General features: G+C 57.4%; 13 protein-coding genes. 11 read left to right on the plus strand and 2 right to left on the minus strand.

Annotated features, from left to right (window positions below; genetic code table 11):
* Positions 1 to 20 precede the first annotated feature (20 nt).
* The 10 genes from ACLIBF_RS21570 (at position 21) to ACLIBF_RS21615 (ending at position 8,680) form a co-directional block, all read left to right on the plus strand.
* Entirely contained in the window at positions 21 to 1,175 is a 1,155-nt protein-coding gene (locus ACLIBF_RS21570; RefSeq protein WP_448310590.1) for an amidohydrolase, read from the plus strand.
* An 80-nt stretch (positions 1,176 to 1,255) separates the two neighbouring features.
* On the plus strand, positions 1,256 to 2,569 hold the full coding sequence (locus tag ACLIBF_RS21575) for an LLM class flavin-dependent oxidoreductase (protein ID WP_448310591.1): 1,314 nt from the start codon (positions 1,256 to 1,258) through the stop codon (positions 2,567 to 2,569).
* A gap of 11 nt (positions 2,570 to 2,580) precedes the next feature.
* Positions 2,581 to 3,522, plus strand: a complete 942-nt coding sequence (locus ACLIBF_RS21580) for an ABC transporter substrate-binding protein (protein ID WP_448310592.1) — start codon at positions 2,581 to 2,583, stop codon at positions 3,520 to 3,522.
* Between the two features lie 10 nt (positions 3,523 to 3,532).
* A complete protein-coding gene (locus tag ACLIBF_RS21585; protein ID WP_448310593.1) occupies positions 3,533 to 4,048 on the plus strand; it encodes a GNAT family N-acetyltransferase in 516 nt (171 codons plus the stop codon).
* Between the two features lie 9 nt (positions 4,049 to 4,057).
* Positions 4,058 to 4,984, plus strand: a complete 927-nt coding sequence (locus tag ACLIBF_RS21590) for an amino acid ABC transporter permease (RefSeq protein ID WP_448310594.1) — start codon at positions 4,058 to 4,060, stop codon at positions 4,982 to 4,984.
* Entirely contained in the window at positions 4,968 to 5,762 is a 795-nt protein-coding gene (locus ACLIBF_RS21595) for an amino acid ABC transporter ATP-binding protein (protein ID WP_448310595.1), read from the plus strand. The genes ACLIBF_RS21590 and ACLIBF_RS21595 overlap by 17 nt, the downstream gene beginning before the upstream one ends.
* Positions 5,763 to 5,770: 8 nt before the next feature.
* Complete coding sequence (locus ACLIBF_RS21600) at positions 5,771 to 6,676, plus strand: ABC transporter substrate-binding protein (protein ID WP_448310596.1); 906 nt, start codon at positions 5,771 to 5,773, stop codon at positions 6,674 to 6,676.
* Between the two features lie 167 nt (positions 6,677 to 6,843).
* Entirely contained in the window at positions 6,844 to 7,404 is a 561-nt protein-coding gene (locus ACLIBF_RS21605; RefSeq protein ID WP_233988759.1) for a non-canonical purine NTP pyrophosphatase, read from the plus strand.
* Entirely contained in the window at positions 7,401 to 8,195 is a 795-nt protein-coding gene (locus ACLIBF_RS21610; RefSeq protein WP_448310597.1) for an SIR2 family protein, read from the plus strand. Before ACLIBF_RS21605 ends, ACLIBF_RS21610 begins: the two co-directional genes overlap by 4 nt.
* Positions 8,196 to 8,332: 137 nt before the next feature.
* The gene (locus ACLIBF_RS21615; protein WP_448310598.1) at positions 8,333 to 8,680 is read left to right on the plus strand and encodes a YebG family protein; all 348 of its coding nucleotides are present in this window, start codon (positions 8,333 to 8,335) and stop codon (positions 8,678 to 8,680) included.
* A 68-nt stretch (positions 8,681 to 8,748) separates the two neighbouring features.
* On the opposite strand, the gene ACLIBF_RS21620 is transcribed toward ACLIBF_RS21615, so the two are convergent.
* On the minus strand, positions 8,749 to 9,867 hold the full coding sequence (locus ACLIBF_RS21620) for a Fic family protein (protein ID WP_448310599.1): 1,119 nt from the start codon (positions 9,865 to 9,867) through the stop codon (positions 8,749 to 8,751).
* A 514-nt stretch (positions 9,868 to 10,381) separates the two neighbouring features.
* Between ACLIBF_RS21620 and ACLIBF_RS21625 the strand changes: the two genes are divergently transcribed.
* Positions 10,382 to 12,322 carry a methyl-accepting chemotaxis protein gene (locus ACLIBF_RS21625; protein WP_448310600.1) on the plus strand — a complete coding sequence of 647 codons (1,941 nt, stop codon included), beginning with the start codon at positions 10,382 to 10,384 and terminating at the stop codon, positions 12,320 to 12,322.
* Between the two features lie 54 nt (positions 12,323 to 12,376).
* On the opposite strand, the gene ACLIBF_RS21630 is transcribed toward ACLIBF_RS21625, so the two are convergent.
* Positions 12,377 to 13,459, minus strand: coding sequence for an ABC transporter ATP-binding protein (locus ACLIBF_RS21630; protein ID WP_448310601.1), 1,083 nt, complete (start codon positions 13,457 to 13,459; stop codon positions 12,377 to 12,379).
* Positions 13,460 to 13,461 lie beyond the last annotated feature (2 nt).

The raw sequence follows: 13,461 nt of genomic DNA on the forward strand, positions 1-13,461 counted from the left end.
GCCCTGAGCGGAGAGTCATCATGAAGCCGAATGCATCACAATTGATCGAATGGCGGCGCGAGCTGCATACCTGGCCGGAGCTGTCAGGTCAGGAGTTTGCTACCACGGAACGGCTGCGCCGCTGGCTGCAGGACGCGGGGATCCGGCTGTCTGATTATCCGCTTGAAACCGGCGTCGTGGCGGAGATTGGACAGGGTGATGCCGTGATCGCATTGCGGGCTGATATTGATGCCCTGCCGATTCACGAAGCGAGTGGCGTACGTTTTCATTCACGTCATCCCGGCGTGATGCACGCTTGCGGCCACGATCTGCACAGCGCGGTGATGTTAGGCGCGGCGCTTCAGCTTAAAGCTATTGAGCCGCAACTGGCGGGTCGGGTACGCATTCTGTTTCAGCCCGCCGAAGAGATCGCCCGTGGCGCACGGCAGTTTATCGCCGCAGGCGTGCTGGACGAGGTGCAGGCCATTTTTGGGATGCACAATGAACCGGCGTTACCGGTCGGCACCTTCGCCACCCGCAGCGGCGCGTTCTACGCCAACGCCGATAAATTCATTATCCGGGTGACCGGCAAAGGCGCCCATGCCGCGCACCCGGAGCAGGGCGTCGACAGCATCGTGGTCGCCAGCCAGATCATTCAGGCCTTGCAGGGCCTTACCAGCCGCAGCTTCAGCGCGCTCGACAGTCTGGTCCTGAGCATTACCCGGATTGACGGCGGGAAAACCTGGAATGTCCTGCCCGGCGGCGTGGAGTTTGGCGGCACTGCCCGTACTCACGATCTCCAGCTGCGTACCGAACTGGAACAGCGGGTGCGCACGCTGGTGGAGAATTTGGCCCAGGCCAGTGGCGCAGAGGCGACGCTGAGCTGGCATCCGGGTCCACCGGTGCTGGTCAATGATGCCGACTGGGCGCAGTTCAGTAGTGACGTGGCGCAGCAGCTCGGTTACCGGGTGCAGCCCGCCGGATTGCATCTGCTGGGGGAAGATTTTGCCTTCTATTTACATCAGGTGCCTGGCGTCTTCGTCAGCATCGGCAGCGCCAGCGATTATGGGCTTCACCACGCCAGCTTTAACCCCGATGAAGCGCTGATCGCCCCCGCGGCGGACTACTTTGCGCAACTGGCCCAACAGGCGTTACAGCAGCTTAACGCGCGATGTCGGGAAGCCATTCTGACCTGATTTTTATCTGCTGATATCCCACTGCGGCTGTCGTCATGACCGCCGTTCAGCCGCCGCTTTGACTAAAAAGAGAGAGTATCATGAGCACAAGACAACTTCGGCTGGGCACTATGCTGCACGGCGCCTCGGGAAACATGTCCGCCTGGCGTCATCCGATGGCCCAGGCCGATGCCAGCATCAGCCTCGATTACGCCAGAAAAATTGCCCGCAAAGCGGAACAGGGCAAGCTCGATTTTCTGTTCGTCGCCGACGGCTTGTACATCAATGAAAAGTCGATCCCGCACTTTCTTAACCGTTTCGAACCCCTGACGCTGCTGTCGGCGCTGGCGGGTGTGACAGAACACCTTGGGCTGGTTGGCACCGTGTCAACTTCCTACAGCGAGCCGTTCACCGTGGCACGTCAGTTTGCCAGCCTCGATCACCTCAGCGGTGGCCGTGCCGGCTGGAACGTGGTGACTTCGCCGCTGGAAGGCTCAGCTAAAAACTTCTCGCGTCAGCAGCACCCGGAGCACGCCCTGCGCTATCGCATCGCCGACGAGTACCTTCAGGTGGTGAAAGGATTATGGGATTCATGGGAGCCGGACGCCTTCGTGCGCGACAAGCAGAGCGGCCAGTTTTTCGATCCGGCGAAGCTACATACGCTGAATCATCACGGTGATTTCTTCCAGGTGCAGGGGCCGTTAAATATTGCGCGCACCCCGCAGGGCCGTCCGATTATCTTCCAGGCCGGAGCCTCAGAAGATGGCAAAAAGCTGGCCGCCCGCCATGCCGATGCCATTTTCACCCACCAGCCAACGCGTGAAGAGGCGCAGGCATTTTACCGCGACGTTAAACAGCAGCTGGTGGCAAATGGCCGTCAGCCAGAGGATCTGCATATCTTCCAGGGCGTGAGCGTGATTGTCGGCGATGATGCGGACGACGTTGAACGCCAGTACCAGACCACCGCGGCGCTGGTATCGATTAGCGACGCACTCAACTATCTTGGCCGCTTCTTCGACCATCACGACTTCTCGCAGTATCCGTTGGATCAGCCCTTTCCCGACATCGGTGACATCGGGCAGAACAGTTTCCGCAGCACCACCGATGAGATCAAACGCAAAGCGCGCGAGCACGGGCATACGCTGCGGCAGGCCGCTCTGGAAGCAGCGACGCCTCGTCCGCTGTTCCACGGCACGCCCGAACAGGTGGCAGACGGCCTGCAGCTTTGGTTTGAAACCGCTGCCACCGATGGCTTCATCATCAATGGCGGCACGCCAGATACCTTTGAGCGCTTTGTTGACCGCGTGGTGCCGATTTTGCAGGCGCGCGGCCTGAGCCGCCGCGACTATCCCGGAAAAACCCTGCGCGACAGTTTTGACCTGAAGCAGCCGGTTAATCAGTTCACCTCACAATAAGAGCCTGTGCTATGCAAAAAAATAAAAGACTCATCGCCCTGATTATGCTTGCTGCCAGCGGCAGCGCCCTGGCAGACGGCACCAGCGTGGCCTACAACGGCCAGCGGGTCAGTCTCGACGCCAACAAAGCGCCGATTCACAGCGTGAAAAACCCGCAGGCGGTGGCCCAACTGCCGGCTGGTCACCGCTTTGCGGTACCGGGTTCATTTACCGTGGCGGTGGCGGCGCAGAACTCTCCGCCGCTGACGGTCTTCTCTGATGACAACAAAACCTTGCTTGGTAGCGAAGTCGATATCGCCCGCCTGGTGGCTGACAGTCTCGGCCTGAAGCTCAATATTGTGGCGACCTCCTGGGAGGACTGGCCGCTGGGCGTGGCCTCCGGCAAATATGATGCGGCCATCTCCAACATTACCGTCACCAAAGATCGTAAAGAGAAGTTCGATTTCGCCACCTATCGCAAAGATTCTCTCGGCTTCTACGTCAAAACCAGCAACCCGATTAAATCACTGACCAAAGCCGAAGATATTGCCGGGCTGCGCATCATTGTCGGTTCCGGCACCAATCAGGAAGCGATCCTGCTGGCGTGGGATAAAGAGAATCAGGCGAAAGGCCTGAAGCCGTTTACGCCAATTTATACCAAAGATGATGCTGCCCAGACGCTGGCGTTGCAGGCAGGCCGGGCCGACGCCTGGTTCGGGCCCAATGTGATTGGTGCGTGGAAAGCAGCGCTTAACAGCAAGACCCGGCTGGTCGGTAGTGTTGATGGCGGCTGGCCGAAAGCGGCACACATTGCGGTGACGGTGAAAAAAGGCAGCGGCCTGGCTGAACCCATCAGTACCGCGCTCAACGGCGTGATGAAGAACGGCGATTATCAGCAGGTACTGAACCGCTGGGGCGAAGGGGTGGAACGCATCGATCGTTCCGAAATTAACCCGGCCGGACTGGGCGATTAAGGAGCAGACGATGAGTGAAGCGATTTTTCGTGAAGTTTCACCGGAAGCCCCGGAACTGCAACCGATTCTGACCGGGCTGTTCGGTGAATACGCCGCCCGTTACGGCGACTTTTTTTCGCGTCATAAGCATGAGCAGGAGCTGACCGAATGGTATCTGCCGCCACAGGGATTATTCATCGTACTGGAGCGCGACGGCGAGATCATCGCGATGGGTGCTTTTAAGCCTTATGACCCGCAGACCGCTGAACTGAAACGCATCTGGACCCGTAGCGATCTGCGGCGTCAGGGGCTGGCGCTGGTGGTGTTGCAGGAACTGGAGCGGCGTGCGCTGCGGGCCGGCTATCAGCGGCTGTTTCTTACCACCGGTTTTCGTCAGCCGGAGGCGGTACGGCTTTATACCGGCCACGGCTATCAGCCGCAGTTTGATCTCAGCGGCGACCTCGAACGTTACGGAGAACCGCCACACGATGGCCGGCTGCGTTTTATTAAAGTGATCGGTGTGCAGGACGTTGCACAGGCGAGTTAAGGAGAGATCATGAGCAAGCATCAACATCTGCAGGTGGTGCCCGCGCGTTATCCGGCCCGCACCATTGGCGCGATCGTCGCCCTGTTTATTCTGGCCGGCGTCATTCAGTCGGTGGCGTTTAATCCACGCTGGGAATGGGGCGTATTTGCCCGCTGGTTCTTTGATCCGGTGATCCTGCATGGACTGGGACAGACCCTGTTGCTGACGCTGCTCGGCACGGTATTCAGCCTGATTTTTGGCGGCCTGCTGGCGCTGGCCCGCCTCTCATCGTCGTGGCTGCTGAGCAGCCTGGCCTGGGGATATATCTGGCTGTTCCGCTCGCTGCCGCTGATCGTCGTGCTGATCATCCTGTACAACTTCTCTTATCTCTACGACACCCTGTCGATTGGGATTCCCTTTACCGCGCTGTCGTGGGGGGCATTTCAGACCATCAATGTGCTGGGACAGTTTCCGGCGGCGGTCATTGGCTTAACGCTGGTGCAGGCGGCCTACAGCGCGGAGATCATTCGCGGCGGGATTCTGGGTGTTGATCACGGCCAGGTTGAGGCTGCCTCCGCGCTGGGCCTGTCGGCTACCCGTCGCACCTTTCGCATCATTCTGCCGCAGGCGTTACGCGCCATCATTCCCACCGCCTTTAACGAAATCATCAGCCTGGCGAAGGGCACGGCGATGGTTTACGTGCTGGCGATGCCGGAACTGTTTTACACCATCCAGATGATCTACAACCGCAACCAGGAAGTGATCCCGCTGCTGATGGTCGGTGCCGCCTGGTATCTGATTATTACCACCGTGCTGTCGGTGATTCAGCACAGCGTTGAGCGCTGGCTGGCCCGCAGCGTGACCCGTGAACCGCAGCCGTCGCGCTGGCGGCAGTGGCGCAACCGCGTTACGCCGCTTCATCCAACCGAGGAGATCAGCCATGTCCGAAGCCATTGATTACCGCACATCACACACCACCGGGGCCATCAGCATTACCGGCGTCAGTAAAAGTTTTGGCAAACATAAAGCGCTGGATGCCGTTTCACTGTCGCTGGCACCGGGATCGGTGACGGTGATCCTCGGCCCTTCCGGCTCAGGGAAATCAACGCTGTTGCGCACCATCAACCATCTGGAGCGGGTGGATGAAGGGTTTATCCAGATTGACGGCGACTATATCGGCTATCAGCAACGCGGCGGGAAGCTCTATGAACTGAAAGAGCAGGCGATCCTGCGTCAGCGCATCAACGTCGGCTATGTGTTTCAGAATTTCAATCTGTTCCCGCACCTCAGCGTGCTGGATAACCTGATTGAGGCACCGATTGCCCATCGCCAGCTCACTAAAGCAGCAGCGATTCAGCGCGCCGGTGAACTGCTGGATATTGTTGGCCTGCGGCATAAAGCTGACGCCTGGCCGCGCCATCTGTCGGGCGGTCAGCAGCAACGTATCGCCATCGCCCGCGCCCTGATGCTCAATCCCCGGGTGATGCTGTTTGACGAACCGACCTCGGCGCTCGATCCGGAACTGGTCGGGGAAGTTCTCGACGTGATTAAGAAACTGGCACGTTCCGGCACCACGCTGGTCATCGTCACTCACGAGATCGGCTTCGCCCGCGAAGTGGCGGATAACGTGGTGTTTATGGTTGATGGCCGGATCGTTGAGCAGGGCAGCACCACCCAGGTGCTGAACAATCCGCGTCATGAGCGAACCCGACGCTTCCTGGCGCGCGTACTGTGAGGGTGACGATGAAGCTGAATCCTCTGTCACTGCTGGCGCTGGCGTTGCTGTCGCCGGTTGAGGTTTCCGCTGCTGAACAGCGTGACATCCGGCAAAATGAAACGCCGATCCATGCGCCCGCCAATCCGGCAGCAATCGCTAAAATTCCGGCCAGCTTTGCTTTTATTGAGCCGGGAACCCTGACGGTGGCGACCTCCGCCACCAACTCACCGCCGTTGTCGCTGCTGGCGTCGGATAATGTCTCGCGCATTGGCAGCGATCCCGACATTGCCCGTCTGCTGGCCGACAGCCTGGGATTAAAGCTGAAGCTGGTGCCCGCCTCGTGGGAGGACTGGCCACTGGGTATTACTGCGGGCCGTTATGATGTGGCGATGTTCAATATCGCGGTGACCGAAGAGCGTAAAAAGAAGTTCGATTTCGCCACCTATCGCGCCGATAACCACGCCTTTGCAGTGAAAAGCGACAGCAAAATCACCGCGATTAACGCGCCCGCCGACATCGCCGGTAAGCGTATCATCGTGGCGTCCGGCACCAATCAGGAGCGTATCCTGCTGAGCTGGGATGAGCAAAACCAGGCGAAAGGGCTGCCTGCGGTTACGCCGATCTATCTGACTGATGATGCCTCGGCCACGCTTTCTCTGCTGTCGGGACGTGCCGATGCGATGTTCGGTCCACACTCGATGGCAGCCTGGAAAGTGGCGTCACGCGGCCAGACAAAACTGGTCGGCAGCGGGCCGTTTCGTGCCTGGGTCGCGGTCACCACCAAAAAGGGCAATGGTCTGGCCCCGGCCCTTCAGGCCGCGATTGAGGGTGCCATTCGCGGGGGTCAATATCAGCAGGTGCTGGCACGCTGGGGTGAACAGGATGAAGCCATCGCCCATTCCACGGTCAATCCTCCCGGCATTCAGTATTGATCCTTCTCTGGCGCTCCGGCGCCGTTTATACTGCTTTGCCTTCCTCGCCGACAGAACCATTGTCACGGCGACCGCCCCCAGAATTGCGCTACACTCTCCAGCGTTAGTGATCTATCCTGCTCGCCTGTCGATTCAGCGCGCGGCGGAGCAATTAACCTGGAAGCCCCATGAAAATCAGATTCCTTTCTGCCAATGAGCAAAAGCTGGCGGAGGTGCGCAAAATCCTCGAACCTGTCGGGGTTGAAGTGTTGCCCATCTCCCGTCGCATCGAAGAAATTCAGACTGAAAATGAACTCGATCTGGTGCGAGATAAACTGACCAAAGCCTTTTCACTGATTGGGCGACCGCTATTCGTCGAGCATACCGGACTCTATCTCGACGGCCTGAATGGCCTGCCTGCCGGGCTGACCCGCATTTTCTGGAACCGGCTGGATGCAGAACGCTTTACTGCCCTGGTTCAGGGACTCGACAGCCAGGCCGTGACGGCAAAAACCGTACTCGGTTACTGTGATGGCCGTAAGATGTACCAGTTTTCAGGTGAACTGCGCGGCACCATTGCCGCCGAACCTGCCGGTACCCGCGGCTTTCAGTGGGACTGCGTCTTTATCCCGGAAGGCTACGATCAGACTTTCGCCGAAATGGGCGAACTTAAGAATGAGATTTCGATGCGGCGCATCGCGCTCGATCGCTTCGCCACTTTTTTGAAAACGGCCCGGAGTGTTGCATGAAACCTGAACTTAAACGTGCCTATGACTCCGGTAAGCTGATTCTGTTTGCCGGCGCGGGCATCTCACGCAACCTTGGCCTGCCGGAGTGGCATGAGCTGATTGCCCATCTCGCCAATGAACTGGGTTACGATCCAAAAATCTTTAATACCTACGGCACTCATCTGTCGCTGGCGGAATATTACAAGCAGAAGAAAGGGTCGCTCGGCCCGCTACGCAGCTGGATGGACCGCGAGTGGCATCGTCCGGATATCGATGTCCGGACATCCGAAATTCATACCATGATTACCCAGGGCAACTTTTCGCGTATCTACACTACCAATTACGATCGCTGGCTGGAAGCGGCGCATGATGCGCATGGCGTCCCCTACTACAAAGTGGCTAATGCCGCCGATCTGGTGTCGCTGACCGAGAATAAACGTCACATCATCAAGCTGCACGGCGATTTCGATGACGATACTTCTATCGTGCTCGATGAAAGCAGCTACTTTGAACGGCTCTATTTTGATTCACCGCTCGACATCAAACTGACCCATGACGTAATGGGCAATTCGGTACTGTTTGTTGGCTACAGCATCAGCGATTTTAATATTCGTCTGCTGTTCTATCGCCTGACGAAAATGTGGGGCCGTACCGGGCTTGCCACCGCGCGTCCCAAGTCCTATCTGTTCACCAACCGCAATAATCCGGTGGCAAAAGAGGTGCTGGGGCAGTGGGGCATCGAGATGATCGTCTCAGAAGAGGATGACCCGCGCAAAGCGCTGGCCGATTTTCTTGAGGAGCTTCAGGTCTGACCGGCGACGATGTTTCACCCAAAAATCTGCGCCTGATTAAGGTTATACGGCGTACAACCGATAAACTTTATTCTCTGCTGGAAAAGCATCAACGTCGTGATATACTGTATGTATACACAGTATCTGAGGGCAAAAACATGGCTGTCGAAACAAAATTTGTAGTAGTCAGAAAGGGTGAAGAGAAGATGACGTTTGCCAACAAGAAAGAGGCCGATGCCTACGACAAAATGCTCGATATGGCCGAAGCCTTCACCGACTGGCTGTTACAGCATCAACCCGCACTGGATGAGACGCAGGCAGAAACGCTGGGCTTGCTGATCGCTGAGCAGAAAGATGCCGTGCAGCATATTCTTCGTACCAGCAAACTGCCTGAGCCTGTTGCCGCCAGTGCCGGTCAGCCTGAAACGGTAACAGAGCGTTCTGATGATACCGCCGAAGCAGAAATCGCCAGCAGCAAGAAAGTGCGTGCGGTGAAAGCAGCCTGATTTCCGTCACGCCGGAAGCTATTTCCGGCGTGGTTGTTTTACCCGCAGAGAGAGGGCGCCTCAGTCTCTCAGTCTTTTTTAACCTGATAGCGCGTGCTACGCCCGCCACCTTCCAGCCGGTAAAGACAGCCTTTCTCCAGCAAATCCGCTAAATGACGCGTTGCCGTCGCCTTACTCACTTTTGCCACCTTCTGATATTGGCTGGCGCTGATTCCCTGTTCAAAACCCTGCTCGCCGCCCTCCAGGAGACGGTTCAGTACTTTTATCTGCTCTTTGCTCAGGGGCAGTTCCCGATGCTGTAGCCAGAAGCGCGCCCGAATCTGGGTGCGAGCGATGGTGTTCATCGCCTGTTGCAGGCTCTCATCCAGCCTATCAAGGAACCAAACCAGCCAGTCGGTGATATCCAGTCCGCCTTTCTGCGTCCGCTCCAGAATGCGGTAGTAGTCCGCACGATGCGCCAGAATCGCCGGTGACATGGCATAAAGCCGGATGCTCTGACTGTCCGCCTGTGCCAGTGCCAGATCGGTTAAGGCACGCGTAATGCGGCCATTGCCGTCATCAAACGGGTGCAGGGTCACAAACCAGAGATGGCAGATGGCGGCGCGCAGCAGTGGGTCCAGCCTGACGTCCTGCTCGCTGCGATTAAACCAGTCGATAAACTGCGTCAGCTGTGGCTCCAGTCCAGTGCGCGGCGGCGCTTCAAAATGCACCGTTGGGCGATCGATCCGTCCGGAGATCACCTGCATCGGCTCGCTGCCGCGCAGCGTGCCGACGCTCAGACGCTGCACCGACCACTCATCGGCAGGAAACAGCCAGCGATGCCATTGGAAAAGACGCGTCAGCGTCAGCGGCTGGCTGCGGTTGTTGATCGCATCCAGCATCATCGCGGCCAGTCCTTCCGATCGATCCGACACCGGATAAGGTTGTTGCCCGGTGACGCCCAGCCGGCGCGCCAGAGATGAACGCACCGACTGTACGTTCACCCGTTCTTCTTCGATAGCGGATGAGGAGAGGATATTGCTGAGCAGGGTGTTGAGCGTTTGCTCGTCATCACTGGCCTGCAGGCTGGCCCGGCCCAGCAGTATGCCTCGCTGCTGTTGCAGCTGCCGCAGGCGGGGTAACAGAACATCATCCTGCCAGTAAAACAACGGCCAGTCGGCCTGTTGCCATATCCATTCAGTGTTCATATTCGGCTCAAAATCGGTTTAATGAGCCGAATAGCACAGTGTAATCGGCTCACATAATGAGTCAATTGTAGCGAAGTTTTGGCTCACAGGCCAATCGGTAAGGAAGAAACGCAGAAATGAGAACAGGACCCGAGGGTCCTGTTTGTTTAGCGGGAGAATTGCAAAAAGGTGTCTGAATAGTAATGCACGATCCAGGCAACGTACGCTAACCAGATAATCATTCCACCTGCTAATCCAAGTTTAACGGCCATTGATTTCTCTCCACGGTGATAAGGGACGACAACGTCTGTTTACATAAACTGACAGTAGTTGCATCGGCCGATATTGCTGCAGATCAAAAAAAGCGGATTCATTGCTGAAGCCATAATCACCTGAAGATCAACTTCTCCAGGTTCGACCCGCCTGACGTTCCCGAAGCCGCCATTAAAGTTCAAAAAAACGGCGCCGATAGATGATCGCAGACGGACGTAAACCACAAGGAGGTCGCAAAAAGATAAATTCCAGGAGAACCAATATGGCCAGTCAGTTGAACGATAAAAAGAAGATGAGTACCCGGGCGCAGATGCTCATTACCGGCGGCCTGACCATTATGCTGGGATTTAGCGTGACGATCGGTGTACTGAACTGGCAGTCCGGTAAAGAGCAGAAGGCGCTGGCGGAGAAGTATCTGCAGCAGATCGCGCAAAGCCGCGGTTTACAGGTGCAACAGGAACTGAGTCATGCACGCGATGCGGCCAGTCATCTGGGACAAAGCCTGATCGCCTTACCGCAGACAGGCATTACGGATCGTAAAGTGGTCGATAAGATCATGGAATATTCACTGCGCGCCAATCCTGATTATCTGTCGATGTCAGTAATCTTTGAACCGAACGCCTTCAACGGTCGCGATGCCGAATTTGTTAACCAGCCGGGACAGGCACCACAAGGTCGCTATGCCTGGTTTGTGGATCGCGATCAGGCCGGCAATTATGCCATGCATCCGCTGCTCTCCATCCTCACACCGGGCCAGGGTGACTACTACCAGATACCGCAGCAATCAAAAAAAGATACCCTGATCGAGCCTTACAGCTACGCCTATAACGGCGTGCCCACCTTACTGACATCGGTGGCGGCGGCAATCGTCGATAAGGGCACCTTAAAGGCCATCGTGACCTCCGATATTTCGCTGGCTTCGCTGCAACAGAAAGTTAATCAGATCAAGCCCTGGCAGGGCAGCGGCTATGCACTACTGCTCTCAAATGGCGGAAAGGTCGTCTCTTCGCCGGTTAAAGAGCAAGCGGGCAAGCCGTGGAAAGGGGAAACCGATCATTTCAGTTCACAGGTGGTGCAGCATTATGATGCGGTGCTGGGCGAAGAAGCATTAGTGACCTGGCAACCGGTAGTGATTGGCGACAGCGATAAACCCTGGTATCTCGGGGTGGTGGCGCCCGTGAGTCAGGTGATGGCCGCCGCTAACCGTCAGCTGAGCTGGGCCATTGGCCTGATGGTGGTCAGCATCCTGCTGGTCGGGGCGGTGCTGGGCATGTTGTTCAGCCGTAAAGTGTTACGTCCGATTGGTGGCGAGCCGGCCGAAGCGGCCAAAATTGCGCTGGCCGTGGCAGATGGCAAACTCGACAATGCGATTGCCGTCAAAACCGACGATCGCAGCAGCCTGTTCTTCGCATTACAGACGATGCAAAGCCAGCTACGGGGGATTGTCGGCCAGATTAAAGATGCCAGTGAATCGGTGCGTCAGGGCGCGGGTGAGATTGCCAGTGGCAACCTCAACCTGGCATCCCGTACCGAGCAGCAGGCAGCCGCACTGGAACAGACCGCAGCCAGTATGGAGCAGATCAGCGCCACTATCCGCCTCAACGCCGATAATGCCCAGCAGGCGACCAGCCTGACGGAAAATGCCACCCATATCGCCAGTCGCGGTGCCACGCTGGTGGGCCAGGTGGTACAGACGATGGCACAGATCGATGACAGTTCGAAGAAGATCGGCGACATCACTACCATGATCAACAGCATCGCCTTCCAGACAAACATTCTGGCGCTCAATGCCGCCGTAGAAGCAGCGCGCGCCGGTGAGCAGGGGCGCGGCTTTGCAGTGGTGGCATCTGAGGTGCGTAACCTGGCGCAGCGCAGCGCCAGTGCGGTGAAAGAGATCGCCGCGCTGATCGAAGAGTCAAGCGTGCGGGTCGAAAGCGGAGTCAGACTGGTGAATGATGCCGGTAAGACCATGCAGGAGATGACGCAGGCGGTCAGTTCGGTGCAGGGCATTATTGGTGAGATTGTTTCCGCCTCAGATGAGCAGGCGCGTGGCATTACTCAGGTGACCATTGCAGTAAACGAAATGGATGGCACCACCCAGCAGAACGCCGCGCTGGTCCAGCAGATGTCGGCTGCGGCCAGTTCGCTGGAAGACCAGGCGCAGCAGCTGGCGCAAACGGTCGAGCAGTTCCACCTGGCTTAATCAGCCTGGGTGTCTGATAAGAGAAAAACCCGCCGATGGCGGGTTTTTTATTGATTACTGTTCGGTCAGGCGCTCACCGCTGTGCGCATCGAACAGGTGCATCTTGTCGGGATTAACAGACACCGGCAGCGTACCACCCGGCGTTGCGTCACTACGCCCGCTCAACTGCATATGCAGAGCGAAACCCTGCCAGTTCAGATGTAACAGCGTCGATTCACCGGTAATTTCGACGATACCGACATCGGCCGGTTGTCCACCAGGCACGCTGACCAGGTCATGAGGCCGGACGCCCAGCGTCACCGGCTGGTCCGCCTGCTCATGCGCCGCACGGTGCCAGCGTGGCGGTAGCGGCAGCCACTGTTGACCACAGAGCACACCCGGCTCGCCATCACGCGACTGGAACTGGGCATCCAGCAGATTCATCGGCGGCGAACCGATAAACCGCGCCACAAAGGTATTCACCGGACGATCATAGATCGACAGCGGTGCGCCCTGCTGCACGATAACGCCATCTTTCATTACCACAATCTGATCCGCCAGCGTCATCGCCTCGACCTGATCGTGCGTCACATAGACCATGGTGGTTTTAAAGCGCTGATGCAGCGATTTGATCTCGGCACGCAGCTCCATGCGTAGCTGCGCATCAAGATTGGAGAGCGGTTCATCGAACAGGAATACCTGCGGGTTGCGCACCATTGCACGTCCCATCGCCACGCGTTGCCGCTGGCCGCCCGATAATGCCCGCGGATACCGCTGCAACAGCTGACCGATGCCGAGGATCCCTGCGATACGAGCGATTTTGCTCTTCTGTTCGTCGCGCGCCACCTTTTTGACCTGCATATGAAACGCCAGGTTCTCAGCGACCGTCAGGTGCGGATAGAGTGCATAACTCTGAAACACCATGGCGATATCGCGATCGGCGGGATCGAGATCGTTGATGCGTTTTTTATCGAGCATGATCGCACCATCAGAAACGCTATCCAGACCCGCCAGTAAGCGCAACAGCGTCGATTTACCGCAGCCAGAAGGACCGACCAGCACGGTAAAACTGCCATCGGGAATGGTTAAGTCCAGCGGGTGCAGCACACTTTGTTTACCGTAGCGCTTAGCCACCTGTACAAGTTCAACACTGGCCATAA

The sequence above is a fragment of the Pantoea sp. PGP6 genome (assembly GCF_053474785.1).